This window comes from Streptomyces globisporus C-1027, assembly GCF_000261345.2.
Lineage (GTDB): Bacteria > Actinomycetota > Actinomycetes > Streptomycetales > Streptomycetaceae > Streptomyces > Streptomyces pakalii.
This window is the reverse complement of sequence record NZ_CP013738.1, coordinates 4,083,324-4,108,291: the sequence shown is the minus strand read 5'-3', so window position 1 is coordinate 4,108,291 and position 24,968 is coordinate 4,083,324. Positions and strand designations below refer to the sequence as shown.

The 24,968-nt window shown below is 71.1% G+C and carries 19 protein-coding genes, 2 tRNA genes and 1 pseudogene; 8 read left to right on the top strand and 14 right to left on the bottom strand.

All coding sequences use genetic code 11. The annotated features are described in order from the left end of the window. Positions 1–4: 4 nt before the first annotated feature. Both WQO_RS17855 and WQO_RS17850 read right to left on the bottom strand, forming a co-directional pair. Positions 5–77, bottom strand: a tRNA-Arg gene (locus tag WQO_RS17855). Positions 78–281: 204 nt separating this feature from the next. Further along, positions 282–372: transfer RNA gene (locus WQO_RS17850), tRNA-Ser, on the bottom strand. A 289-nt stretch (positions 373–661) separates the two neighbouring features. Between WQO_RS17850 and WQO_RS17845 the strand changes: the two genes are divergently transcribed. Both WQO_RS17845 and WQO_RS17840 read left to right on the top strand, forming a co-directional pair. Then, positions 662–1,237: an SSI family serine proteinase inhibitor gene (locus WQO_RS17845; protein ID WP_010064878.1), complete on the top strand. Its 576-nt coding sequence runs from the start codon at positions 662–664 to the stop codon at positions 1,235–1,237. A gap of 337 nt (positions 1,238–1,574) precedes the next feature. Further along, positions 1,575–5,732 (top strand): response regulator, encoded by a 4,158-nt coding sequence (locus WQO_RS17840; RefSeq protein ID WP_058954023.1) that lies wholly within the window; start codon positions 1,575–1,577, stop codon positions 5,730–5,732. An 81-nt stretch (positions 5,733–5,813) separates the two neighbouring features. Here the strand turns inward: WQO_RS17840 and WQO_RS17835 are convergent, their stop codons facing one another. The 8 genes from WQO_RS17835 to WQO_RS17800 all read right to left on the bottom strand — a co-directional run bounded on the left by WQO_RS17835 (position 5,814) and on the right by WQO_RS17800 (position 13,920). Next, positions 5,814–7,466: a long-chain fatty acid--CoA ligase gene (locus tag WQO_RS17835; protein ID WP_010064873.1), complete on the bottom strand. Its 1,653-nt coding sequence runs from the start codon at positions 7,464–7,466 to the stop codon at positions 5,814–5,816. Positions 7,467–7,639: 173 nt separating this feature from the next. Next, the gene (locus WQO_RS17830; protein WP_010064872.1) at positions 7,640–8,203 is read right to left on the bottom strand and encodes a SigE family RNA polymerase sigma factor; all 564 of its coding nucleotides are present in this window, start codon (positions 8,201–8,203) and stop codon (positions 7,640–7,642) included. A 179-nt stretch (positions 8,204–8,382) separates the two neighbouring features. After that, on the bottom strand, positions 8,383–9,549 hold the full coding sequence (locus WQO_RS17825; protein ID WP_058954022.1) for a lipid-transfer protein: 1,167 nt from the start codon (positions 9,547–9,549) through the stop codon (positions 8,383–8,385). Further along, entirely contained in the window at positions 9,546–9,974 is a 429-nt protein-coding gene (locus WQO_RS17820) for a MaoC family dehydratase (protein ID WP_010064870.1), read from the bottom strand. The genes WQO_RS17825 and WQO_RS17820 overlap by 4 nt, the downstream gene beginning before the upstream one ends. Further along, entirely contained in the window at positions 9,971–11,038 is a 1,068-nt protein-coding gene (locus WQO_RS17815) for an acyl-CoA dehydrogenase family protein (RefSeq protein WP_010064869.1), read from the bottom strand. The genes WQO_RS17820 and WQO_RS17815 overlap by 4 nt, the downstream gene beginning before the upstream one ends. 1 nt (position 11,039) lies before the next feature. Next, positions 11,040–12,203 (bottom strand): bifunctional MaoC family dehydratase N-terminal/OB-fold nucleic acid binding domain-containing protein, encoded by a 1,164-nt coding sequence (locus tag WQO_RS17810; RefSeq protein WP_237274140.1) that lies wholly within the window; start codon positions 12,201–12,203, stop codon positions 11,040–11,042. After that, a complete protein-coding gene (locus WQO_RS17805) occupies positions 12,200–13,363 on the bottom strand; it encodes an acyl-CoA dehydrogenase family protein (RefSeq protein WP_029182793.1) in 1,164 nt (387 codons plus the stop codon). The genes WQO_RS17810 and WQO_RS17805 overlap by 4 nt, the downstream gene beginning before the upstream one ends. 242 nt (positions 13,364–13,605) lie before the next feature. Then, positions 13,606–13,920, bottom strand: a complete 315-nt coding sequence (locus WQO_RS17800) for a hypothetical protein (RefSeq protein ID WP_010064866.1) — start codon at positions 13,918–13,920, stop codon at positions 13,606–13,608. A 346-nt stretch (positions 13,921–14,266) separates the two neighbouring features. On the opposite strand from WQO_RS17800, the gene WQO_RS17795 reads away from it, so the two are divergent. Beyond that, positions 14,267–15,169: a bifunctional DNA primase/polymerase gene (locus WQO_RS17795; RefSeq protein WP_010064865.1), complete on the top strand. Its 903-nt coding sequence runs from the start codon at positions 14,267–14,269 to the stop codon at positions 15,167–15,169. Between the two features lie 241 nt (positions 15,170–15,410). Next, the gene (locus tag WQO_RS17790) at positions 15,411–18,383 is read left to right on the top strand and encodes a 3-keto-alpha-glucoside-1,2-lyase-like domain-containing protein (protein WP_010064863.1); all 2,973 of its coding nucleotides are present in this window, start codon (positions 15,411–15,413) and stop codon (positions 18,381–18,383) included. A gap of 91 nt (positions 18,384–18,474) precedes the next feature. Here the strand turns inward: WQO_RS17790 and WQO_RS17785 are convergent, their stop codons facing one another. After that, positions 18,475–18,822: a PRC-barrel domain-containing protein gene (locus tag WQO_RS17785; protein WP_010064862.1), complete on the bottom strand. Its 348-nt coding sequence runs from the start codon at positions 18,820–18,822 to the stop codon at positions 18,475–18,477. A 243-nt stretch (positions 18,823–19,065) separates the two neighbouring features. Between WQO_RS17785 and WQO_RS36830 the strand changes: the two are divergent. From WQO_RS36830 to WQO_RS36820, 3 genes and pseudogenes are all read left to right on the top strand, one after another. After that, positions 19,066–19,425, top strand: a pseudogene (locus tag WQO_RS36830) (toll/interleukin-1 receptor domain-containing protein); the annotation flags it as partial. Between the two features lie 205 nt (positions 19,426–19,630). Beyond that, on the top strand, positions 19,631–20,653 hold the full coding sequence (locus WQO_RS36825) for an NB-ARC domain-containing protein (protein ID WP_237274139.1): 1,023 nt from the start codon (positions 19,631–19,633) through the stop codon (positions 20,651–20,653). Beyond that, positions 20,617–21,321: a tetratricopeptide repeat protein gene (locus WQO_RS36820; RefSeq protein ID WP_237274138.1), complete on the top strand. Its 705-nt coding sequence runs from the start codon at positions 20,617–20,619 to the stop codon at positions 21,319–21,321. Before WQO_RS36825 ends, WQO_RS36820 begins: the two co-directional genes overlap by 37 nt. 613 nt (positions 21,322–21,934) lie before the next feature. Here the strand turns inward: WQO_RS36820 and WQO_RS17775 are convergent. Together WQO_RS17775 and WQO_RS17770 are read right to left on the bottom strand one after the other, a co-directional pair. After that, positions 21,935–22,378 carry a hypothetical protein gene (locus tag WQO_RS17775; RefSeq protein ID WP_010064861.1) on the bottom strand — a complete coding sequence of 148 codons (444 nt, stop codon included), beginning with the start codon at positions 22,376–22,378 and terminating at the stop codon, positions 21,935–21,937. Continuing rightward, positions 22,375–22,605 (bottom strand): hypothetical protein, encoded by a 231-nt coding sequence (locus WQO_RS17770; RefSeq protein WP_010064860.1) that lies wholly within the window; start codon positions 22,603–22,605, stop codon positions 22,375–22,377. The genes WQO_RS17775 and WQO_RS17770 overlap by 4 nt, the downstream gene beginning before the upstream one ends. Before the next feature lie 657 nt (positions 22,606–23,262). Between WQO_RS17770 and WQO_RS37470 the strand changes: the two genes are divergently transcribed. Further along, positions 23,263–24,329, top strand: a protein-coding gene (locus WQO_RS37470) for an IS630 family transposase (protein WP_470433552.1) whose coding sequence is annotated in 2 segments (ribosomal slippage) — positions 23,263–23,706 and positions 23,709–24,329 — 1,065 coding nt in all. Because the reading frame shifts where the segments join, the coding sequence is not laid out codon by codon here. 333 nt (positions 24,330–24,662) lie between these two features. On the opposite strand, the gene WQO_RS17755 is transcribed toward WQO_RS37470, so the two are convergent. Continuing rightward, positions 24,663–24,926 carry a hypothetical protein gene (locus tag WQO_RS17755; protein WP_010060561.1) on the bottom strand — a complete coding sequence of 88 codons (264 nt, stop codon included), beginning with the start codon at positions 24,924–24,926 and terminating at the stop codon, positions 24,663–24,665. Positions 24,927–24,968: the final 42 nt, after the last annotated feature.

Below are 24,968 nucleotides of genomic sequence, written 5' to 3'. Positions count from 1 at the left end.
GCTGTGCACTCGGCAGGATTCGAACCTGCAACCTTCTGATCCGTAGTCAGATGCTCTATCCGTTAAGCTACGAGTGCTTGGCGTTCCGGGCTTTTTCTTCCCGGTCGGCGTTGCGAGAACAACATTACATGACCTGCGCCGTGACGCGAAATCCATTAGCCGCACCACCACTGAGCTGCGCAAACGACCTCTGACGCCCTACCCCAGGCACCCCTCCGCGCACCCCCTCGCCCCGGAACGACCGAAGCCCCGTGCCAGGGGCACGGGGCTTCGGGATGGAGCGGAGGCGGAGGGATTTGAACCCTCGATGGGCTTTAAGACCCAAACCGCATTAGCAGTGCGGCGCCATAGACCGGACTAGGCGACGCCTCCTCCACACTCCTCGCGCGGACGCGAGTGGTGCGTGCAGATGATGACACAGTCGAGCGTCGTGCCACCAATCGCCGCCAACGTTACTAGGCCTCCGGGGGGCAGGGCAAAGCAGTTCGGCGTGGTGGCGCAACGTCCGGGCGCGGTGCGCGTTAGAGAGGGGTGGGGGCCTCGGGTCTCCGTCAGTCGTCCAGTCGTCGTCGCCCGTCAGCGTGGCACCGGGGCAGGTCCGTGATCCGTCCGTGGCCGCCGCCCGCGGCCGACCCCGCTGCAGAGATCCTGGAGCTTTCGCATGCTGCGCCGTCTCGCCCTCTCCGCCGTCGTCCCGCTCGCCGTCCTCGCCGCCGCCGTGCCGGCGTCCACCGCCACCGCCTCCGGGTCCGCGTCCTCCGGGCCGGTGCCCTCGGTCGCGCCGACCTCCGGACCGTTCGCCGCCGCCCGGCCCGCCCTCGGCCCGCTGCCCATGCCCCTCCCGCTGCCCGGGTTCCTCGACGACGGGGAGGGGACGGGGGCCGGTGAGGCCGACGAGGCGCGGACGCGGCTCACCGTGAGCGTGGAGAACACCGGGGTCCCGGGGGCCGACGGCACGTTCGAGCTGGAGTGCGGGCCCACCGGGGGCACCCACCCGGAGGGGCAGGCCGCCTGTGACCGGCTGGCGGAGGCCGGGGCCACCCGGGCCGGGCGGCAGGAGCTGTTCCGGGAGACCCCCGAGGGCACGATGTGCACGATGATCCACGGCGGCGACGCCTTCGCACGCATCGTCGGCACCTGGGAGGGCCGGGCCGTGGACACCACCGCCAGCCGCCGCGACGGATGCGAGATCGCGCGCTGGAACAGCCTCGTGCCGGTGCTCCCGGACGTCCGGTAGCCCGTCGGCGGCCGGACCCTCCGCGGGCGGCTTCTCGGCGGCCGACCGGTCGGCGTCGGCGTAAAGGCGTTCGCAACGGCGAAGAGGCGCGGGCCTTCCCGGGGCCCGGAAGGAACCGCCGCGCCCCGCGTCCGCGCACGTCACAGGGTGTGCGGACGCTCACGGCATGGGCCCCTGACGTACACCGCGCGCACAGAACCTTGGTGAGAGCTCCCCCTCATCCGCCGCCCCAGGGGCCTCCCCTGGCCTTAGACTCCTCCAGTGACAGTCTGCGGCCCGAGGGGCAAGATGGGGCCCGCTGTCGGCAAGGTGCGGTAATCAGGGAGGAAGCGTCGTCGTGAGCAGCAGGCCGTCCCGAGGCACTGCTCGCCTCGCAGCCATACTCGATGCCCTTCCTGACGGGCTTCTGCTCGTCAATTGCAATGGCACGGTCGTCAACGCCAACGCCATCGCCCTCGAAATGTTCGAGACTCCGGGCACCGCGCTCGTCGGTCGCGGACTGCTCGATCTGCTGCCGGAGTTCGACTCCAAGCTGATCCCGGGGTCGATGCGACGGCCCGAGGCTGCGGACGAGCAGGGCAGGACCAAGCCCACGCGGATGACCGCGCGGCGCACCGACGGCCACGAGTATCCGGTCGAGGTCACCAGCGCGAGCCTCGACAGCGGACAGGCCGCGTACAGCGACATCCACTCCAGCTACACCGGCGATGAGCTCCTCATGATCGTCGTCCGGGATCTCTCCGGCACCGTCGACACCGAGGCCGAGCTGGCCCGTTCGCAGCGGCAGACCGAGATGATCCTGCGGGCCGCGTCCGAAGGCGTCGTCGGTACGGACACCGACGGGCGCGTGGTCCTCGTCAACCCCGCCGCCGCGCAGATCCTCGGCTTCCGGGCCAGCGACCTCGGCGGTCAGGAGCTGCACCCGCTGATCCTGCACTCGCGGGCGGAGGGCGATCCGTTCCCGTACGAGGACTCCCCGCTCGCCGACACCCTCAAGTCCGGGCGCAAGCACCGGGTGCGCGGGCAGGTGCTGTGGTCCAAGAGCGGCGACCAGGTGCCGGTGGACCTGACGACCGCGCCGGTACGCGACGGGGACCAGCTCGTCGGCGCGGTGATGACGTTCACCGACCGCCGGCCGTACGAGGAGCTGTCCGCCCAGCACAAGAACGTCGTCGCCGAGCTGACCACGAGCCACTCCGCCGAGGTCACCGCGCTCAAGGAGGCGCACGCCAAGGAGCTGGAGTCGCTGAAGGAGGCGCACGCCGCCGAGCTCGCCGACCGCAGCGAGCGGTACGCCGCCGAGATCGAGGGTCAGGCCGAGCTGCTCGCCTCCCTGAGCGCCCAGCACGCCCAGCTCACCGCCGTCCTCGGCGGTTCGCTGCGCGGGCCCCTGGAGGAGCTGCGCGGCGAGCTGTCCACGCTCGCCTCCGACCCGGCCGGTCAGCTGTGGCCCGAGGCCAACCAGATCCTGCACCACCTCGCCGCCGGGTACGCCCGGATGACCACGCTCGTCGACAACGTCCTGGGCTACCAGCGCCTCGACGCGGGCGTGGAGGGGCTGCACAAGGCACCCGCCCTGATCGAGGGGATCGTGAAGGGCGGCATCGACGGGGCGGTCGAGCTGATCGGCCCCGGGCGCGCCCAGTTCGCCGTGCACGCCCCGCCGATCGAGGCCGAGGTCGACGCGCGCCGGCTCGCGACCGCCATCGCCCATCTCGTCGCGGACGTCTGCGGTGTCGACTCGACCGGCAAGACCCGGGCCGTCCCCGGGGGCGGCTACGTCGACTCCACCGTGGTCGTGGCCGCCGCCCAGCGCGGTGACGTCGTCCGCATCGAGGTGCGCGGCCCGTTCGCCGGGGGCGACCCGGTGCACGAGCCGATCGTCCGCGGCATCGTCCAGGCCCACGGCGGGGTCCTCCAGACCCACGAGATGCCCGGCATGAGCGGCAGCGCGTACGTCCTCGACGTGCCCATCGGCGCGGCGGCAGGCACGATCGCGCCCCCGGAGCCGGACGGGAACGGCCTGTCGCCGGAGCCCGCCGCCCCGATGTCCTCGTCGTCGCCGGAGGGCGTCGGCGCGCCGGGCGTCACCAGCGGCGGCCGGCGGCGGGCGCGCAGGTCCTCCACCGACGCGTTCCTGGACAGCCCGGCCGGTACGCCGGAGAGCGCGGGTGACGGCACGGCCGAGGCCCTTCCTGATGCCGCTGCTCCCGTTGCCGACGACCGGCCCGTCGCCGAGCCGACCGGGCGTCGGCGCGCGCGCCGTGGACCGGCCGCGCCCGAGGAGCAGCACGCACCCGAGCTGATCCCGGCCCAGCAGGGCGAGGGCTCCGGGCGGCGGCGCGGCCGTCCCAGCCCCGCCGAGGCGGCCCTGGACACCGCTCCCGGGACGGGCGCCGGTACCACCGGGAACGCCGTGCGGGAGCAGCAGCCGCAGCGCCAGGCGCTGGCCCTGACCTCCGCCCCGTCCGCGGCCCCCGGCGCGCCCTCGGAGGGGGCGGTCGTCACCGCGGCCGAGAACGCCCAGGGCGGCGGCCGTCCGCAGCTCGGGCAGACCGTGCCGCCCCAGGGCGTCCCGGTGGATCCGCAGCAGCCCGTTCCGCCCACCGGACGGCGAGCCCGTCGGGAGGGCGAGCCCGCCGCCCTTCCCGCTCTCCCGTCCGGCAACGGCAACGGCGGACACCCGGACCCGGCCCAGCAGCCGGGTGGCCGACGGGCCCGGCGCGCGCTGGCCGCCGCCCAGGAGCGCACCGCCGCGGACGCCGGTCCGCGTACCGCCTTCGCCCTGCCGCCCGCCGACGCGGACCGGGCGCCGGTGGTCCCCGACGCCCCGGCGGGCCCCGACGACGACGCGAGCGCCCGCCACGCGCGTACCGCACCGGAGGCCGGCCACACCCCTCCGCAGGCGCACCCGGTCGGCCCGGCGCACCACCTCCCGCAGACGGACGCGACCTCCGGGCAGGGCGTCCCCGGGCGGGGTGTCTCCGGGACGGACACCTCCGGGAACGGCCTCCCGCAGGGTCCGGCACCGGCAGCGGGACAGGGCCCGGAGACCGGCTCCTGGGGCGACAGCGGGCACAACGAGCAGACCGGGCACACCGCGCACACCACCGGCGTCGCCGCCGTCACCGGGCCCGGGGCGCACCCGGCCGACGGTGACCCGGGCGTTCCGGCCGCGGACGCGCGGCGGCAGCCGCTGCCCGCCGAGGAGCCGATGCCGGAGGGCACCAACCCCGACTCGACGCAGGGGAGGGCCTTCAGCGTGCGCACGCTGGGCCAGGGCGTGCCGTTCGCCCAGCACCTCGCGCATCAGCAGAACCAGCCGCACCAGAGTCTCGGCGGGGCCGGCCGGCGTCGCAAGCTCGCCGCCCCGCCGGAGGGTGACCGCACCCCGGGCCAGCAGGCCGCGGCGCAGCAGGACCGCCGGGGCGCACAGCCGACGGCGGGAGCGACACCTACGCCCGCTCCCGCGACGACGAACGCGGCCACACCCCCGCCCGGAGCGCAGCAGAGCCAGCCCCCGGCCCCGCCTCACGGTCCGGCGCCCGAGCACGCCCAGCCGGGCCAGCTCGGACAGCCCGGGCACGCGGTCGGCGGGCCCGGTGCCGCCTACGGCGAGGGGCAGCTGCTCGCGCCGCCGGTCTCGGAGGGGCGTGCGTACGCCATAGGGGCGCCCGACGAGGGCGCCGAGGGTCCCGAGCCGCTGGACGGGCCCGGGGGCGCGGTCGAGGTCGCCAACCGGCCGCACCCACACCCGGTCGACGACGAGCTGCCACCCGAGCCGCTGGACAACCCGCGCCGGCTGCTGGTCTGGCCCGCCCCCGACGTACCGACCCAGCAGGCGCTGAGCGACCGGGGCTACCGTCCCGTGATCGTGAACTCCCGTGAGGAGGTCGACGCCCAGATCGCCGCGTTCCCCGCCGCTCTCTTCGTCGACCCGCTGACCGGTCCCATCACCCGTACCGCGTTGCAGTCGCTGCGCCAGGCGGCCGTCGCGGCCGAGGTCCCGGTGCTGGTCACCGCCGGTCTCGGGCAGGCGACCCGGGAAGCGGCGTACGGGGCGGACCCGGCCGTCCTCCTCAAGGCGCTGGCCCCGCGCGACAGCGAACAGCATCCTTCGCGAGTGCTCCTGATCGAGGAGCACGAGGAGATCGCGGTGGCGCTCACGCAGACCCTGGAGCGGCGCGGAATGCAGGTGGCGCGCGCCGCGACGGACAGCGAGGCCGTCGACCTGGCGGGCCGGATGCGGCCGAACCTCGTGGTGATGGACCTGATGCAGGTACGCCGCCGGCGCGCCGGGATCGTGGACTGGCTGCGGGCCAACGGACAGCTGAACCGCACCCCGCTGGTCGTCTACACCTCGGCCGGGATGGACCAGGCGGAGCTGCCGCGGCTCGGATCGGGTGAAACCGTTCTCTTCCTGGCGGAACGGTCGACCAGCGACGAGGTCCAGTCGCGGATCGTCGACCTGCTGGCGAAGATCGGCACCAACTGAGCACCCGCGTACAGCAGAACAGGGCGGGGGCGGTACGGAATCCCGTACCGCCCCCGCCCTGTTTCACGTGAAACCAGAGGCTCAGAGCTGGGTGACGTCCAGCTCGCCCTCCGCGTACTGCTTGCGGATCACCTTCTTGTCGAACTTGCCCACGCTCGTCTTCGGCACGGCGGGGATCACCGACCAGCGCTCCGGCAGCTGCCACTTGGCGATGCCCGACTCGGCGAGGAACGCCTTCAGCGCCTCGTAGTCGACGTCGGCGGCGCCCTCCTTGAGGACAACGGTCGCGAGCGGCCGCTCGCCCCACTTCTCGTCCGGTACGGCGACGACGGCCGCCTCCGCGACGTCAGGGTGGGCCATCAGCGCGTTCTCCAGCTCGACGCTGGAGATCCATTCGCCGCCCGACTTGATGACGTCCTTGGCCCGGTCGGTGAGGGTGAGGAAGCCGTCGGTGCTGATCACGCCGACGTCGCCGGTCTTCAGCCAGCCGTCCTCGCTGAACTTGTCCTCGGGGCGCAGGTGCTCGCCGTCGGACCCGCCGTAGTAGGCGGCGGCGATCCAGGGGCCCCGGACCTCCAGCTCACCGGCCGACTCGCCGTCCCACGGGAGGTGTTCGCCGCCGGGGCCCACCAGCCGTGCCTCGACTCCGGCGGGGAAGCGGCCCTGGGTGACCCGGTAGGGCCACTGCTCCTCGTCGCTCAGGCCGGCGGGCGGGTGGGCCATGGTGCCCAGCGGCGAGGTCTCCGTCATGCCCCAGGCGTGGCAGAGCCGGACGCCGAGCTTGTCGTACGCCTCCATCAGCGAGGGCGGGCAGGCCGCGCCGCCGATGGTCACGTTGGCCATGGAGGTGAGGTCGCGGGGGTTGGCGGTGACCTCGGCGAGCAGGCCCTGCCAGATGGTGGGAACCGCGGCCGCGTGCGTGGGGCGCTCGCGCTCGATCATGTCGGCGAGCGGCGCGGGCTGGAGGAAGCGGTCCGGCATGAGCATGTTGACGCCGCTCATGAACGTGGCGTGCGGCAGGCCCCAGGCGTTCACATGGAACTGGGGCACGACGACGAGGGTGGTGTCCTTGTCGGTCAGCCCCATCGACTCGGTCATGTTGACCTGCATCGAGTGCAGGTAGATCGACCGGTGCGAGTAGACGACGCCCTTGGGGTCGCCCGTGGTGCCGGAGGTGTAACACATGGCGGCGGCCTGGCGTTCGTCCAGCTCGGGCCAGTCGTACGTGGTGGAGCGGCCCGCGATCAGCTCCTCGTACTCGTGCACACGGGGCGTGATCCCGGCGAGGGCGGACCGGTCGCCGGGTCCGGCCACGACGACGTGCTCGATGCTCGGCAGGTGGGGCAGCAGCGGCACGAGGAGCGGCAGCAGCGAACCGTTGACGATCACCGCCCTGTCGTCCGCGTGGTTGACGATCCAGGCGAGCTGCTCGGGCGGCAGCCGGAGGTTGAGGGTGTGGAGCACGGCGCCCATGGAGGGGATGGCGAGGTAGGCCTCGACATGCTCCGCGTTGTTCCACATGAGCGTGGCGACCCGCTGGTCGCCGTCGATACCCAGCTCGTCGCGGAGCGCGTTGGCCAGCTGGGTGGCGCGGGCGCCGATCTCGGCGAAGGTACGGCGGTGCGGCTCGGGTTCGCCGGTCCAGGTCGTGACCTGCGACTTCCCGTGAATCGTCATCCCGTGGTGCAGGATGCGGGTGACAGTCAGCGGTACGTCCTGCATGGTGCTCAGCACGGCGTCCTCCCGGTGGGCGCTACGCGGCAGTAGGGTTCCGCTGATTCTGCGCACATACCACGCGGTATGTCACTACTCGCGGGAGAAAATTCCTGACCGGGGCGTTGCGGGAGACTTTTCCGTGATCGTGAAACCGGCGGACCGGCGTCGCCGGGTCGGTGGTGGAGACGGCGTCAGCGGACCGGTGCCAGCTCCGGGTCCTCGCGGAGCTTGCCGAGGGCGCGGGAGACGGCGCTCTTGACCGTACCGATCGACACTCCGAGGACCTCCGCCGTCTGGGCCTCGCTCAGGTCCTCGTAATAGCGCAGGACGACCATCGCGCGCTGGCGGTCCGGGAGCTTGAGCACCGCGCGCCACATCGCGTCGTGCAGCGACTGCTGCTCGGCGGGGTCGGGCGCCGGGACGGCCTCCCGTTCGGGAAGCTCCTCGCAGGCGAACTCGTCGACCTTGCGCTTGCGCCACTGCGAGGTGCGGGTGTTCAGCAGGGCCCGGCGGACGTAGCCGTCCAGCGCCCGGTGGTCCTCGATCCGCTCCCACGCCACGTACGTCTTGGCGAGCGCGGTCTGCAGCAGATCCTCCGCATCGCACGGGTTCGCGGTGAGCGAGCGCGCGGTACGCAGCAGGACCGGTCCCCGGGCCCGTACGTACGAGGAGAACGACGCGTAGGGCGTGTGGGGGTGGTGTCCGGCGGTGGCGGAGGCCGCCCTGGAGGCGCCCGTGCAGACTGGCGTGGTCATGTACCCAACGCTAGGAGCGGGCACCGCCGAAGGGATCGGCCCCAGGTCCCGAAGCGCTGTCCGCCTCAGGTTGTAGGGGGTGTCCGCCCTGAACCTCCTGAAGGTGGACGGGCCTTCCCACCTCCGTCAGGGTCCACCCCCGAAAGCCCCCGGCACCGCCCGGGCCCTGGCGGTGCCGTTCAGCCGTCCGCGCCGAGAACCAGGCCCGACGTCGGAACACCCGTACCGGCCGTGACCAGGGACCTCGCCGCGCCCGCCACCTGGTTCACCGAGGTGCCCCGGATCTGCCGGACGGCCTCCGCGATGCCGTTCATCCCATGGAGGTACGCCTCCCCCAGCTGACCCCCATGGGTGTTCAGGGGCAGGGCGTCCGCCGCGACGAAACCGCCCGCCTCCCCCGGCCCGCAGAAGCCGAACTCCTCCAACTGCATCAGGACGAACGGGGTGAAATGGTCATAGAGGATGCCCACATCGATGTCGGCCGGGGACAGTCCGGAGCTGCGCCAGAGCTGCCGGGCCACGACGGCGGTCTCCGGCAGGCCGGTGAGCCCGTCCCGGTAGAAGCTCGTCATCTGCTCCTGCGACCGGCCCGCCCCCTGCGCCGCCGCGACGACGACGGCGGGCGGCCGGGGCAGATCACGGGCCCGCTCCACGCTGGTGACGACGAGGGCCTGGCCGCCGTCCGTCTCCTGGCAGCAGTCCAGCAGCCGCAGCGGCTCCACGATCCAGCGGGACGCGGCGTGGTCGGCGAGCGTGATGGGCTTCCCGTGGAAGTACGCCGCCGGGTTCCGCGCCGCGTGCCGCCGGTCGACCACCGCCACGTGCCCGAAGACCTCCGGATCCAGCCCGTACGTGTGCAGGTAGCGCTGGGCCGCCATCGCCACCCAGGAGGCGGGGGTGAGCAGCCCGAACGGCAGGTTCCAGCCGAGCGCCGTGCCCTCGGCGGTGGGCTCGCGCCGCTGGACGCCGGAGCCGAAGCGGCGGCCGGAGCGTTCGTTGAAGGCCCGGTAGCAGACGACGACGTCCGCGATGCCGCTCGCCACCGCCAGGGCGGCCTGCTGCACGGTGGCGCAGGCCGCGCCGCCGCCGTAGTGGATCCGGGAGAAGAACGACAGCTCGCCGATCCCGGCCGCCTGGGCGACGGTGATCTCGGGGCTGGTGTCCATGGTGAAGGTGACGAGCCCGTCCACGTCGGCGGGGGTGAGGCCGGCGTCGTCGAGAGCGGCGCGGACGGCCTCGACGGCCAGCTTCAGTTCGCTGCGGCCGGAGTCCTTGGAGAACTCGGTGGCCCCGATGCCGACGATCGCGGCCTTCCCGCCGAGCGAGTCGGCTCTGCGGATGCTCATGTTCCGGACCTCTTCGGGCTCGGGCCGGGGAGGGCGATGGTGACCGTGCCGGTGACGTGACGGCCGATGCCGTTGTCACCGGTGACCTGGACGACGGCTTCGGCCGGCTCACCTGCGACCACTTCGGTGATCCGGCCGGTCAACCGCATCACGTCGCCCGGGTAGTTGGGTGCACCGAGCCGGATCGCGACCTTGCGGAGGACGGCGGTGGGGCCGAAGTGGTCGGTGAGGTAGCGGCCGACGAGCCCGTTGGTGGTGAGGATGTTCATGAAGATGTCGGGGGAGCCCTTCTCCCGGGCCAGCTCCGCGTCGTGGTGGACGTCCTGGTAGTCACGCGAGGCGATGGCCCCGGCGACGATCAGGGTCCGGGTCACCGGGATCTCCAGGGGCGGCAGCTCGTCGCCGACGCGGTACGTCCGCTTCATGACGCATCCCCCTGAGTGCTGTCCGCCAGCAACAGGCCGAGCTCCTCCAGGACTTCGCCGCCGCAGCCGAGGTACGCGTCGAGCTGGCGACCCCAGAGGAAGTGCCGGTGGACCGGATGGTCGAGGTCGGCCCCGGTGCCGCCGTGCAGATGCTGGCCCGCGTGGACGACCCGCTTGCCCGCCTCCGAGGCCCACCAGGCGGCCGTCAACGCCTGTGCTGCGCAGGCTCGTCGCTCGTCGTGGCGCCAGGCCGCCTCGTACGCGGTGACGCGGATCGCCTCGGTGTCCATGTGGGCGTCGGCGGCGCGGAGCAGGACGCCCTGGTTGGTGGAGAGCGGCCGCCCGAACTGCTCGCGGGTGACGGTGTGGTGGACCGCGCGGGCGAGCGAGCCCGCGCACACCCCGGCCTGAAGCCCGGCGAAGGCCGTACGGGCGGTGGCGAGGACGGCCGCGTACGCCTCCGGCCCGTTCCCCAGTCGCTCCCCGCATACGCCGTCGAGAACCAGCCGTCCCGCGGACCAGGGCGCGGTCGTCTCGACGGGTTCGACGGTCACGCCCGGCGCGCGCGCCTCAGCGCCGGGCGCGCTCGCCTCCACGATCCACAGGGCCAGGTCCGTGTCCGCCACCAGCACGTGGGTGGCGTCGCGCAGCCACGGAACCCAGGGCACCGCCCCGTACAGCGCACCGTCCTCCGCGAGGTGTACGCGGCCCCGCGCCGGGAACGCGCCCGTCGCCACCGCCGTACCGTCGCGCAGACCCGGCAGCAGGCGCTCGCACTGCTCCGGCGTACCGTGCCCGGCGACCGCGAGCAGCCCGTACACGCAGGTGGCCGCGAACGGGACCTGGGCGGTGGTCCGACCCTGCTCCTCCAGGAGGAGGACGAGGCCGAGGAGTCCGATGTCCTCGACGGCGGCGGGCAGCCCCGCCGCGCACAGCTCCTTCCACAGCTCCGCGTCCGTGCCCGTACCGGCCGCCGTCAGCCGCTCGTGCGTGGACAGGTCGCCGAAGATCCGCGCGGCCAGTCCCCGCGCGGCCAACTGCTCCTCGCTCGGGGTGAAGTCCATCTCAACCGCCTTCGCTCGCCCGGAAGACGGGCAGTTCGAGGTCAGGGTCCGTCACGAGGAACTCCAGCTGTACGGGCATGCCGACGCGGACCTTGTCGTACGGCACCCCGATGACGTTGCTGACGATGCGGACGCCCTCGGCCAGTTCGACCAGCGCGACGGCGTACGGTCCGCCATCGCCGTCCGGGGCGAAGGCCGGGAACGACGGGTGATGCATGACGACATGGCTGAAGACCGTGCCCTCCCCGCCCGCCTCGACCGTGTCCCACTCCGCGCCGCCGCAGGCGTTGCAGCCGGGCAGCCAGGGCAGACGGAGGGTCGCGCAGTCGGTGCAGCGCTGGATGAGGAGGCGGTGTTCGGCGACCCCGGCCCAGAACCCGGCGTTGTCGCGATTGATCACGGGCCGGGGACGCCGGGCCGGCTCGGCGTCCTTGTTCCGCTGAGCGGGGCGGTACTTGAGGATGCGGAAGCGGTGTGTCCCGGCGAGTCCGCCGTCGGCGTGCACGTCCGTGCGGGTGGTGACGAAGTAGCCGGTGCCGAGCTTGGTCGTCTTGCGCGGGGAGACGGACTCGATGACCGTGTCGAAGGTGATCCGGTCGCCGGGCCGGAGCGGTCGCGGGTACTCCTGCTCGCAGTCGGTCGCCACGACGGAGGTGTACCCGGCGCCGTCGAGCAGCGCGAACATCTCGTCGTACGCGGCGGAGCGCCCCGTGCCGTCCGTGTGCCCGGAGAGCCCGCCCATCGTCCAGGCCTGGAGCATGGTCGGCGGGGCGACGGCGTCCGGGCCCCGGTAGGCGGGCGAGGTGTCGCCCATCGCCTCGCACCAGTGCCGGATCATCGGCTCGTTGACAAGGTCCTTGCCCCGCCCGGCGGTGGCGGCGGCACGGCCTTCGTAGGCGCGGAGCCGGGCGTACAGCTCATCGCGCTCGGCGTTGTCGGCGTCCGGCCGCGGGGGTGCGGACTCCGGCCGTGAGGCTTCGGGCCCCGGCTGCGGGACTTCAGCTCCCGGCCGGAAGGCTCCGGCATGCGGCCCGGACCCCGCCGCGCCCGACCGAGGGGCTCCAGCCTCCGCCCGGGGGCCCGCGACGCCCGGCCGTGAGGCTTCAGCACCCGCCCGGCGGCCTTCGGCTCCTGCCCGGCGGCCTTCGGCACCCGCCCCGCTCATCGCCTGCCCCGGATCATCCCGAGCCCGGCCGTCGCGACGATCTCGCGCTGCACCTCGCCGACACCGCCCCCGAAGGTGTTGATCTGGGCCGCCCGGTTCATCCGCTCCAGCTCTCCGTCCGGCCCGAAACAGCCGGGCGACCCGCCCCGGAGCAGGGCGGTCTCGCCGACGGCCTCCTGGCACATCCGGTAGACCTCGACCGCGCTCTCCGTGCCCGCGAACTTCACCCCGCTCGCCTCGCCGGGGGCGGGTGCGCCGGCGCCGACGGCGTCGACCAGACGCCAGTTCAGCAGACGCGTCGCCGCGAGCCGGGCGTACGCCTCCGCGAGCCGGGCGCGCACCCACGGTTCGTCGATCCGGCGGCGCCCGGTCGCGGGGTCGGGGGCGCGGGCGTGGGCGAGGGCCTCCTCGTAGAAGTCCTCGGCCTGCATGCCGATCGCGGCCAGGGCGACGCGTTCGTGGTTGAGCTGGCTGGTGATGAGCTTCCAGCCGCCGTGCTCATCGCCGACGAGGTTCGTGGCCGGGACGCGTACGCCGTCGTAGTAGGTGGCGGTGGTGGTGACCCCGCCCACGGTGGGGATCGGCGTCCAGGAGAAGCCGGGGGAGTCCGTGGGCACCAGGATGATCGAGATGCCGCGGTGCTTGGGGGCCTCGGGGTCCGTACGGCAGGCGAGCCAGATCCAGTCCGCCTGCTGGGCGTTGCTGGTGAAGATCTTCTGGCCGTCGATGACCCAGTCATCGCCGTCCCGCACCGCACGGGTCCGCAGGGCCGCCAGGTCCGTACCGGCCTCGGGCTCGCTGTAGCCGATCGCGAAGACGAGGTCGCCGCCGAGGATGCGGGGCAGGAAGTACGCCTTCTGTTCCTCGGTGCCGTACGCCATCAGGGTCGGGCCGACGGTGTTGAGCGTGACCATGGAGACGGGGGCGCCGGCCCGGTACGCCTCGTCGAAGAAGACGAACTGCTCGTCGGGGCCGCGGCCCTGCCCGCCGTACGCCTCGGGCCAGCCGAGCCCGAGCAGCCCGTCGGCACCGATCCGCCGGAGCAGCCGACGCTGCTGCGACTCGTTCCCCGGCGCGGCCTCGTCGCCCATCAACGTACGGAAATACGAACGGAGTTCGATACGAAGTCGCTGCTGGCGTTCCGTAGGAGCGAGATGCACGGAGGGGCCTTTCAGAGCTGCGGACAGGTCAACGGCCGGAACGCAGCAGTCCGACATCACGGCGACGCTCCGACGACCGGCGGCCCACGCTCCACACATCTGACTGTCCGTCAGATATTGAACGCCTGTCAAGACACGAGCAGCCCGCACGAGGGCACCGAAGTGCCGCCGTACGGGCTGCCGTTCAGTACGCCGGGACCCACCCCCCGGGAGGTCCCGACGACCGGTTCACCGGGGAACGATCACCAGAAGAAGGGCGTGAAGTTCACCGCGACGCTGTGGTCCGACTGGTCGATCGGCACGAAGGCCGAGTTGCTCACCTGGGCGGACGTGTTCTGGTTCGACGCACCGGCGCCGACGGCCTGCTGCTGGGTCGTGGACGAGTTGCCGGAGTTGTTGCCGCCGACACCGCTGCCGCCGATCGTCGCCACGGCCGCGTTCGATCCGTCGTTCGCGAAGGAGCCGTTGTCCGCCACGGCGACCCCGCCGCAGAGCGCGACAGTCAGGGGCAGAGCGGCGACGGCGGCGAGGACGCGAGCGGTACGGATACTTGCCATGTCATTTCCTCCAGAAAACGGAATTGCGGCTTCATCTTCGGCTGTTTCCGGGGGAGTTGGCCGACCACCCCGGTGCTGTGCACAACGTCGCGAGACCAGAGTTGCCCAGCACATCCCCGGCGAATCCCTCACCACCCCCCGATTCCCCCTCACGTATGACGAAGACCGGATAAACCTCCTAAGCCGCAGAAAAGTCCAGGCCAGCGAGGCGACCGCGCCGACCCGCTGGCGCGCCGGAGAAGAAGCGTTCCGCCACGCACCCGCACCGCCCGCTCCCGACTCGCCCAGCACCCGCCTCCCCGCGACCCCCCTTCCCTTCTTCGAACACATGTACGAAACTTGTTCCATGGCCACCATCGACCGGCAGACCCCCACCCTGGCCCTCGCCCACGCCCTCGCCGCCGCCGGGCGGGGCCTCCCCGTCTTCCCCCTCTCCGCCACCAAGCTCCCCGCCCTGCGCTCCCCCCACCACGGCGAGCAGCCGCCGACGCACTGCCGGGGCGAGTGCGGGCTGCCGGGACACGGCGTGCACGACGCCACGACCGACCCCGCGGCCGTCCGCGCCCTCTTCGCCGCCGCGCCCCGGGCCACCGGCTACGGCATCGCCTGCGGACGCGCGCCGCACCGCCTCATCGGCATCGACCTGGACGTCGACCCGGCGTACGGCAGCGACGCGGCGGGCGCACTGCGGCAGCTGGCCCTCCAGCACCTGTTCACGATCCCGCCGACGGTCACGGTGCTCACCCCGAGCGGCGGCCGCCACCTCTGGCTGACCGGCCCCGCCGACGCGACGGTCCCCAACTCCGCCGGCCGCCTCGCCCCGGGCATCGACATCCGCGGCAGCGGCGGCTACCTGGTCGGCCCCGGCTCGGTCACCGCCCACGGCCGCTACCGCCTGGCCCCCGGCACCGCCCACCTCACCCCGGCCCCGTGCCCCCGCGCCCTGCTCCGCCTCCTCACCCGGCCCCGCCGGCCGCCCACGACCACCAGGGGCGCGGCCCCCACCCCGGACCGCCGGGGCGAGGGCCTGATCCAGTTCGTCCTGGCCGCGCACGAGGGCCAGCGCAACACCCGCCTGTTCTGGGCGGCCTGCCGCGCGTACGAACACGGCTTCGGCGACGCCCTGGCCGACGCGCTCGCCGCGGCCGCCGTCCGCACGGGCCTGCCGGAACACGAGGCGCGCGCCGCGATCGCCTCGGCGGCCCGGCTGACGTCGAGGCGCGGCGAGGAGACGAACGGCGCGGCGTGAAGGGCAAAAATCTGACAGCGCTTTCTATCTCCATCCGACGACGCCGCATCTCGCACTTCTGCAGGTCAAAGCAAGGGAGGGAAACAAGCGCCGACGATCTCATCCCCGTCGGCTGTACAACGATAAAATAGAAAGCGCTTGCCGACCTGTTGCCTTTCCCGCGAGGGCTGCCCTTCACTGTTGTGCGGCAGCCCGTCAGCCACCGACCGCCGGCTGCCTCGGCCCCCAAGGAGGCAGGCCCATGCGGCGCTTGGCCGTACTCGTCTCAGCCGTGTTCCTCTCCACCCTCGTCCAGGGTCAGGCCGCCGCCCAGCCTCCCGACATACCGCCGCAGCAACCGGGCGTGACCATGCGGGTCTTCGACGTACAGATGGCCCTGGAGGACTTCTGCACGCTCAAGCCCGGACAGACGCCCAACGTCGACGAGTTGAAGCAGACGATCGACTGGACCACCGCCGACGACTTCGGGCTGAGCGGCAAGTTCGTCACCGAGGTCACCGCGTACCTGAACGTCGAGTCGGCCGGGACGTACGACTTCCGCATCACCAGCGACGACGGCTCCCGGCTGATCATCGACGGCACGCAGATCATCGACAACGGAGGCAAGCACGGCGCCCAGCCCAAGGAGGGCTCGGCCGAGCTGACCGAGGGGCATCACGCGCTGCGCATCGACCACTGGGACGGCGAGTACGACCAGCGCCTCCTGCTGGAGTGGCGGCCGCCCGGGTCGGACGCGTACACCGTCGTCCCCACCTCGGTGCTGAGCACCGACGCCGACGTCACCCGGGTCACCTCCCCGGGCCGCAAGGTGTGCGAGGGCATCGACGAGTCACCGGGCGACGGCCTGCCGCTCGCCGGGGTGCACCCCGACTACACGCTGACCGATCTGCGCCCCGACGGTTTCGAACCGCAGGTCACCGGCATGGACTGGCTGCCGGACGGCCGGCTGGCCGTCAGCACCTGGGGCGGCAGCAGGGAGAGCGAGCTCGGGCAGGTCTACCTGCTCGACAACGTCACCGGGAACACCGACCCGTCGAAGGTGACCAAGAAGCTGGTCGCCGAGGACCTGCTGGAGCCGATGGGCCTCAAGTACGTCGACGGCACGATCTACGTCTCCGAGAAGGACGGCCTGACCGCCCTGGTGGACAAGGACGGTGACGAGGTCACCGACGAGTACCGCCAGATCGCGACCTGGCCGTTCGGCGGCAACTACCACGAGTTCGCGTTCGGGCTGCTGTACGAGAAGGGGCACTTCTACGTCAGCACGGGCATCGCCATGGTCCCCGGGGGCGCGACCCAGGACCCGCAGAACGTGCCGAACCGCGGCTCCACCCTCAAGATCAACAAGAAGACCGGCAAGGTGTCGTACGTGGCCGGGGGGCTGCGCACGCCGAACGGCCTCGGCTGGGGCCCGAAGGGCGAGATCTTCGCCACCGACAACCAGGGCGCGTACGTGCCGACGTCGAAGCTGGTCCGGATCAAGCAGGGCGCCTTCTACAACCACCACACGAACCCGGACGGCGTGTACGACGACCAGCCGGTGACCGAACCCGTGCTCTGGCTGCCGCACGGCGAGATCTCCAACTCGCCGAGCAACCCCCTCCTCCTGCCCAAGGGCCCCTTCGCCGGGCAGATGGTCTTCGGCGACGTGACCTACGGCGGCCTCCAGCGGGCCTACCTGGAGAAGGTCGGCGGCGAGTACCAGGGCGCGGTGTTCCGGATGACACAGGGCCTGGAGGCCGGGGTCAACCGGATCAGCCTCGGCCCGGACGGGGCGATCTACGCCGGCGGCATCGGCGACGCGGGCAACTGGGGCCAGGAGGGCAAGCTCAAGTTCGGCCTGCAGAAGCTCACGCTCACCGGCGACGAGGCCTTCGACATGCGCGCCATGCGGGCGGTCGACGGCGGCTTCCGGATCGAGTACACGCAGCCGCTCTCCACCGAGACCGCCGAGGACCTGGCGTCCAAGTACGAAGCCCAGCAGTGGCGTTACGTGGCCACTCCACGCTACGGCGGTCCGAAGGTCGACGAGGAGACCCTCGACGTCACCTCGGCGACGCTCTCCAAGGACCGTAAGACCGTGACGCTGAAGATGGACGGTCTGCGCCCCGGCCACGTGGTGCACGTCCAGTCCCCGCGCCCCTTCGCCGCGGAGTCCGGGGCGGAGCTGTGGAGCACCGAGGCCTGGTACAGCCTCAACACGCTGCCCGACGGCTCGAAGGCGCCGCCGGTGTACGAGGCGGAGTCCGCGTCCCTGTCCGGCGGCACCAAGTTCAACGACAACCACTCCGGCTACTCCGGCACCGGCTTCATCGACAACAACTGGGAGCCGGGCTCCCGCACCACGTTCGCCGTACACGCCGACAAGAAAGGGAAGCACGACCTGGCCCTGCGGTACGCGAACGGCCAGAACGCCGACCCGCAGCCCACCCCCCGGTCGATGACCCTGTACGTCAACGGCGAGCGGTGGAAGCAGATCTGGCTGGACTCCACCGTCGCCTGGAACACATGGGCGACCCACACCGAATCGGTGCCCCTGCGGAAGGGCGCGAACACGATCACGTACGCCTACGAGCCCGAGGACGACGGCCATGTGAACCTCGACAACCTCACCGTCACCCCGACGAAGCGCACCACGCTCTTCGACGGCACGGACCTGGACTCCTGGGAGGCGAACGACGGCGGTCCGGCGACGTGGCCGGTGGCGGAGGACGGCTCCATGGAATCCCTCGGCGGTGACATCCGTACGAAGGAGAAGTACGGCGACTTCCGGATGCACGCCGAGTGGTACCAGCCCCACTACCCGCCGGACGTCACCGGACAGGCCCGGGGCAACAGCGGGGTCTACATCCAGGAGCGGTACGAGCTCCAGATCCTGGAGTCCTTCGGGGTGGACGTACCCGCCACGAACGACGCCGGCTCGATCTACCTGCGCAAGGCCCCCGACGTCAACGCGGCGAAGCCGTCCGGCACCTGGCAGAGCTACGACATCGAGTTCCGCGCGGCACGCTTCGACAGCGACGGCAAGAAGGTGGAGGACGCGCGGGTGACGCTCCGGTGGAACGGGAAGCTGGTCCACAGGGACGTCGCCATCGCGGGACCGACGGGGGCGGGTCGGCCGGAGGGCCCGGCACCGGGTCACATCAAACTGCAGGACCACGGGGACCCCGGTGAGAACCCGAGGTTCCGCAACATCTGGATCGAACGACTCTGATACGCGGGTTCACGACGGGACCGCGAAGCGGTGCGGCCCCCTCCTCCGATGCCGGAGGAGGGGGCCGCACCGCTGAGTTCTCCTTGCCGGCTCAGCCCCGCAGGGAGACGTAGTACCCCCCGACCTCGGCCAGATACGCGTGATCGGTCGTCTCACTGTCGGTGGTGAACCGGGGAGCCGACTTGATCTCCTCGCGGGAAGCCGCGACCTTCACCTTCCGCTCCCCACCGTCCACGACGGACACCGCCCCGGCCGGAATCAGCACGCTCCTGCCGAACTTCCACACCCCGGTGTCGACCACCAGGTGCTGCTTGCCGGGCTCGTCCTCCAGGCGCTCCACATGCCCGATGACCCCGTCGGTGGACTCCACGTCGAAGCCCACGAGCTCCTGCCCCACGACGAAGCCACTGTCCCGCCCGAACGCCCACACATCGCCCACAGCCACCGTCTCCTCACTCCCACCCGGCGACGCACACCGGGCACCTCACGACGCCTTACCGATCGCGTCACCGGGCTGATGCCCCGGTACGGGGCCGCCAAGCACGTCGACGCTCTTCGGTGCCCGCACCTTGTGGCCGGGTTTCCGGATTGACGCCCTGGGCCACCGAACAGCCCGGATCATGGGTGGGGTATCCGCGGCGGGCGCGGGGCTTGAGTACGCAGTAGCAGTAGGGGGCGGGCGATGCCGGGGGCCGCGGAGTCGGTGTTCGTCAGTTATGTCGGAGCGGACCGCGCGTGGGCGGAGTGGGTGGCCTGGCACCTGCGCGAGGCAGGTCACCGCGTCGAGCTGGACGTGTGGGACTGGCGTACCGGCGACAACTTCGTCGAGCGGATGGACCGTGCCCTGGGGCGCGCCACCGCGGTGGTGGCGCTGTTCTCGAGCAGCTACTTCGACCGTGCGCGCTGGACGCGTGAGGAGTGGACCTCCGCCGTGGCGCGGCGGCGCCGGCTCGTGCCGTTGACGATCGAGCCCCTGGACGGCGGCGAGGTCCCCGACATCCTGGCCGCGGTGATCCGCAAGGATCTGCACGGACTGGACGAACAGGCCGCGATCACCGCGCTGCGGGAGGCCGTCGCGGGCCCCACCGGCCCGCTCACGGCCCCGCTCTTCCCCGGCACGACAGGAGCGGCGGCGCCGAGCGTGGATGCCGGCGGCGTCCGTCCCCCGGCTGCCCGGCGGTGCCGGCCTGCCGGAGGTGTGGAACGTACCGCGCCGCAATCCTCACCTCATCGGCCGCGAGGTGACGATGACACAGGTTCGGGAGGCGCTGCTGGCCGGCCGGCAGGCGGTGGTTCAGGCCCTGCACGGCCTGGGCGGGATCGGCAAGACGCAGCTCGCCCTGGAGTACGCCCATCGCTTCGCCAGCCAGTACGACACCGTGTGGTGGATCGACGCCGAACAGGCCGACCAGATACCCGTCCACTACACCGAGCTGGCCGCACGCCTGGGCATCGCCGCCCCCGGGGCCGGGACGGGCCACACCACGCGCACCCTGATCGAGCACCTGCGCACCCGTGAGCGCTGGCTGATCGTCCTGGACAACGCCGATGAACCGGGCGCCTTCGAGACCCTGCTGCCCACCGGACCCGGCCACGTCCTGATCACCTCCCGCAACCCCGGCTGGAAGGACCTCGTCCCCAGCCACGGCCTCGACGTGTTTCCCCGCGGCGACCCCGTGGCCTACCTGACCACCCGGATCCCCGACATCGCCACGCAGCAGGCCGACTCACTCGACGACGGCCTCGGCGATCTTCCCCTCGCCCTTGCCCAGGCCGCCGGCGTCATCACCACCGGCATGACCCCGGACCGCTACCGCCAGCTGCTGAACGACAAGACCACGCGGCTCATGGCCAACGGCGCCCCGCCCGGCTACCCCGCCCACCTCGCGGCGACCGTGGACATCGCCACCGCACGGCTGAGCAACGCCCACCCCCAGGCCACCGAACTGCTGCGCCTGGCCGCCTTCCTGGGTCCCGACCCGATCCCCACCGCCTGGCTGGAGACCACCGTCGGCCGACCGGCCACCCTCACCGTCGACCCCAACGACTTCATGTGGCCCAGAGCGCGCTCCAGCACCTGCCCCGCTCCGGCCTGGCCCGCGTCGACCACGAGACCTTCCAGGTCCACCGGCTCACCCAGGCCATCGTCCGCGACCACGCCGGCGAAGCCGACGCCACCGCGGCGGAGGACGACGTCACCACCCTCCTGGCCGCCATCGCGCCGAGCGACGCGGTGGACCCGGTCGGCTGGCCGACCTGGGCAGCCCTGACCTCGCACCTCACCGCCGGCCTGCACACCGCCGCCCAGCACCCCCCATTGCACGCGATACTCATCCGCGCCGCCCGCTACCTCTGTGTGAGCGGGCAGTCACGTGCAACCCGCGACCTGACCGCCGCACTTCACCGCCTCTGGATCACCGCCCTGGGCGAAGACCACCCCGACACCCTCGGCATCGCCCAGTACCTCGGCCACGCCACCACCGATCTCGGTACAGACGCAGCGGCGCGCCACATCATCGAGGACACCCTCGAACGCCGCCGCCGCGTCCTGGGCCCGGACCACCCCGACACCCTCACCTCCGCCAACAACCTCGCCACCACCCTGGACAGCCTCGGGGAGTACGAACAGGCGCGCCGCCTCCACGAGGACACCATCAAGCACCGCCGCCGCATCCTGGGCCCGGACCACCCCGAAACCCTCACCTCCGCCAACAACCTCGCCACCACCCTGGCCAACCTGCGAGAGTTCAGAGCAGCAGAACAGATCCTCGGGGACGCTCGTGCCCGTAGCCGCCGCGTCCTGGGCGAGAACCACCCCGACACTCAGCGCCTCACCGAGAATCTCGCTCAGGTTCTCACCGCCCTGGGAAGGCCGTTCGAAGCCCACCGGTTGCGCGTAACCGGTGGCAAGAAGGGGCAGCGCCGAAAGCGCCGCTGATGCGCTGGTCGATGCCGGGAGACAGGCGGAACGCGGTAAGACAGCGTGAACGCGGAGGGCGGGCCCCGTTCGGGAGACCCGCCCCCTGACCCGCTGCTTCTCTCACCTGTGGTGGGGGGTTTGCGGCGTCAACCGCAGTGCATGGCAAGGCGAAGGAGCCCCCGCACACTAGGTGTGTGCGGGGGCTCCGAGACTGGGACGATGCCTTGTCGCCAAATGCCCACCATGGTCTACAGGAGGCAGCGCAAAGGCCTACGGGTAGGTTCGAGCGACTCGCATGCGTCCGTGCAGCGCTCGGTGCACAGGTGGAGTCAGAACCCCACCTACGACGAAACCGACTATGACGCCCGTACTCCCCGACGCGACCATCCCGACAACGGCACACAGGGCAAGGCCGATAAGGATCAGGCCCAGGACCTTGATCTTGGGATCCTTTCGGTCCAGCCATTTAGCCGTCGAGAAGGCGATGAGATACACCGTGGAGCCGAAAGCAGCTGCCGCCAGAACGGTAAGAATATCCATTCTGCAACCTTTCAAATTCGGGAAGCCGAGTTTCCTCTTCGGCCACCAGAGTCAGCCGCGTTCCCATTTCGGGCCCGCCAGCTGCCGGTTCTTACTTGCAGTATCCGTCGCCGGCCTTGCCGCTGCAAAGGCCACTTCCATTGATGGCCGCCGCAGGCGAAAGGAATGCCAGTGAGGGGTTGACCTTGAACTTGATGCACTTGCCAACCGCTGCTGCACCACCCGCGATGGTCGCGAGGCTCCGGCCGCCCACCTTCGTGGCGGGATTCGGCAGCCACGACACCACGGTGCCCCCGACAGCTAGGAGTTTGGTCTCCTTCTTGTTGAAGTACACCGTGCCGGTGATGATGCCCCACGTGTAGTGAGGGTCGGCCACCACGGGATAGGCGGTGTCGGGGCCGGTCTCGACCATCTCAACGAGGGTGTTGCCGTCGAGGCTGTAGCTCGTGGGGACGGCGTCGCCGTTCGCGTCCTTCGCCCAGGGGGCGTCGATGTGGCCACGAGGGACGAGACCCGCACCGCCGGCCGAGGTCACGATGTCGTAGTGGAAACGGTCACGGAACCGCGCTCGGTTTCCATCACCGCGCCCTGAGTGCTGCCACCGGCGATGTCGGTGATACCGGTGACTTTCTGGACAGCGGCCACAGCCTGGTCGGCGGCCGAACCGTCGCTGGTGCCTCCGGCGGCAAACGCCGGGATGGCCGTACCGGCTATGAGCGCAGTGGCCAGCAGCGCTGCATGAACCGCATTCTTGGTGTTCACTTGGGTAATCCCCGTTCAACAGATTTCCGCGTTCGCGGAACAAAGAGAACACTAACGATCTTCACGAAAAGGTCAAAAAGATGAGCACATGCCGAGGCTCACACGGCCCGCAGGGTGGCATGTACACGGGTTATGTCATCTATCGAGATTCTTCAGCGCTGTCCTCCGATCTGAAGGAAGGACTTGGCGAGTAACGTCATGCGGTTGGGGGCTGCGCCGGGACCTGCGGAACCAGACGTCAGCAGGTACACGTGTGTCTACGTGGCCAGTGGGCCGGATCGCCGACCGATGCGCACGGGTCGAACCCCGCCTGCGGGCCCGCCGGTTGGTGCTCGGGCTGCTGTCGAACACGACAGGGACCGGGCATGGCAGAGGCCCCCGACCATACGTACTGGTCAGGGGCCTTTCGCCTGCGGTGGGTGTGGGATTTGAACCCACGGTGACATCGCTGCCACGACGGTTTTCAAGACCTCTGCCGGGCTGATGACCTGCCAACTTTCATCGCAGGTCAGACCAGCGAAGCCGAGTCGCCGCCGTCAGAGCAGTGCAGGCCGTGCCCCCCACGTGCCCCAAGAGCGTGAGCACGTCTGCTACTGAGGTTGAACTTGTGGTGTCGTAGGGGCTGACGGCTCCTCGCCGGTGCGGTATCACCGGGGCATGCGGTATCCACAAGGGGGCGGGCTGACCGCCGAGCGGCAGCAGTTCCGCGAGGAGTTACGACTGAAGGCTGCCGAGAGGTTCGCCCAGGGCGAGGCGAGCTCGGTGATCGCCAGGGACCTGCGGGTCAGCGTCCGCTCGGTGCAGCGGTGGCGGCGGATGTGGGACGAGGGCGGGCCGCGGGCTCTGCGGTCACAGGGCCCGGCATCGCTGCCGAGGCTGAGCGAGAAGCAGTTCGCCCAGTTGGAGGCGGAGCTGGCCAAGGGACCGGCCGCGCATGGCTGGGAAGACCAGCGCTGGACCCTGAGCCGTGTGAAGACGGTGATCGGCCGACGCTTCCACCTGACCTACACGATCCAGGGCGTGCGCAAGCTCCTGGTGCGCAACGGCTGGTCCTGTCAGGTCCCGGCCCGACGCGCCATCGAGCGGGACGACGAGGCGGTGGCCGGGTGGGTCAAGGAGGTGTGGCCGTGCGCGGAAGACTCGCGGCGGCCCGTGGAGCCTGGCTCGTCTTCGAGGACGAAGCCGGTTTCTCCATGACGCCGCCGCAGGCCAGGACCTGGGCCCAGCGCGGCCGGACCCCGGTGGTGCGTGTCCGCGGCCGTTCCCGCAGACGCATCTCCATCGCCGCGCTGACCTGCTACAAGCCCGGCCACCGGTCCCGGCTGATCTACCGGCCACGCCGGGACGACGACCGACGCGACAGTCGCAAGAGCTTCTCCTGGCGCGACTACCGGGACCTGCTGATCGCCGCCCACCAGCAGCTCGGCGGGCCGATCGTGCTCATCTGGGACAACCTGAACGTCCACAAAGCCGCCGGGCTGCGGGAGTTCGCCGCCTCCCGGGACTGGCTGACGATCTACTACCTGCCGCCCTACGCACCCGACCTCAACCCCGTCGAAGGGATCTGGTCCCTCTTACGACGCGGCTGGCTCTCCAACGTCGCCTTCTCCACCCCCGAACACCTCGTCCAGCGCATCCGACACGGCCTACGCCACATCCAATACCGCAGCCACCTCATAGACGGCTGCCTCGCCGAGACCGGCCTGACCATCAGACCCACCTGAGCAACCCAGCGACATCACGAGTTCAACCTCAGTAACCAACTGTCACAGCCGGACGATCCGTGCAGCGACCGTCGACCGCGTACAGCAAGGCGCAGTTCCGGTACCCATGATCGTCTGTCATCTGTGCTGACGTTTCGATCCTCTTTCACCCTCTGTGGGAGGGTGAAAGAGGATCACTCACGTTCGACGCGGCTTACGGCGTCAACTGCGGTGCATGGCATGGCGAAGGAGCCCCCACACACTCGATGGTGTGCGGGGGCTCCGCAAATCGGACTAGGCGCTGTCGCCAAATGCCCACCTTGGTCTACAGGAGGCAGCGTAAGGGCCTACGGGTCAGCTTCGAGCGACCCGCATGCGTCCGTGCAGCGCTCGGTGCACAGGTGGAGTCAGAACCCCACCTACTACGAACCCGACTATGAAGCCCGTGCTCCCAGCCGCGACAATCCCGACAACGGCACACAGCGCAAGGCCGATGAGGATCAGGCCCAAGACCTTGATCTTGGAATCCTTTCGGTCGAGCCATTTGACCGCCGAGAAGGCGATGAGATACACCGTGGAGCCGAAAGCTGCCGCCGCCAGAACGGTAAGGATATCCATCCTGCAACCTTTCAAATTCGGAAGGCCGAGTTCCCTCTTCGG

Excerpts from the sequence above, each read along its gene's own strand:
- WQO_RS17845 (WP_010064878.1), top strand. The coding sequence starts at position 662 with ATGCTGCGCCGTCTCGCCCTCTCCGCCGTCGTCCCGCTCGCCGTCCTC.
- WQO_RS17830 (WP_010064872.1), bottom strand. The coding sequence starts at position 8,203 with ATGACCACGCCAGTCTGCACGGGCGCCTCCAGGGCGGCCTCCGCCACC.
- WQO_RS17825 (WP_058954022.1), bottom strand. The coding sequence starts at position 9,549 with ATGAGCATCCGCAGAGCCGACTCGCTCGGCGGGAAGGCCGCGATCGTC.
- WQO_RS17820 (WP_010064870.1), bottom strand. The coding sequence starts at position 9,974 with ATGAAGCGGACGTACCGCGTCGGCGACGAGCTGCCGCCCCTGGAGATC.
- WQO_RS17815 (WP_010064869.1), bottom strand. The coding sequence starts at position 11,038 with ATGGACTTCACCCCGAGCGAGGAGCAGTTGGCCGCGCGGGGACTGGCC.
- WQO_RS17810 (WP_237274140.1), bottom strand. The coding sequence starts at position 12,203 with ATGAGCGGGGCGGGTGCCGAAGGCCGCCGGGCAGGAGCCGAAGGCCGC.
- WQO_RS17800 (WP_010064866.1), bottom strand. The coding sequence starts at position 13,920 with ATGGCAAGTATCCGTACCGCTCGCGTCCTCGCCGCCGTCGCCGCTCTG.
- WQO_RS17795 (WP_010064865.1), top strand. The coding sequence starts at position 14,267 with ATGGCCACCATCGACCGGCAGACCCCCACCCTGGCCCTCGCCCACGCC.
- WQO_RS17790 (WP_010064863.1), top strand. The coding sequence starts at position 15,411 with ATGCGGCGCTTGGCCGTACTCGTCTCAGCCGTGTTCCTCTCCACCCTC.
- WQO_RS36825 (WP_237274139.1), top strand. The coding sequence starts at position 19,631 with ATGACACAGGTTCGGGAGGCGCTGCTGGCCGGCCGGCAGGCGGTGGTT.
- WQO_RS17755 (WP_010060561.1), bottom strand. The coding sequence starts at position 24,926 with ATGGATATCCTTACCGTTCTGGCGGCGGCAGCTTTCGGCTCCACGGTG.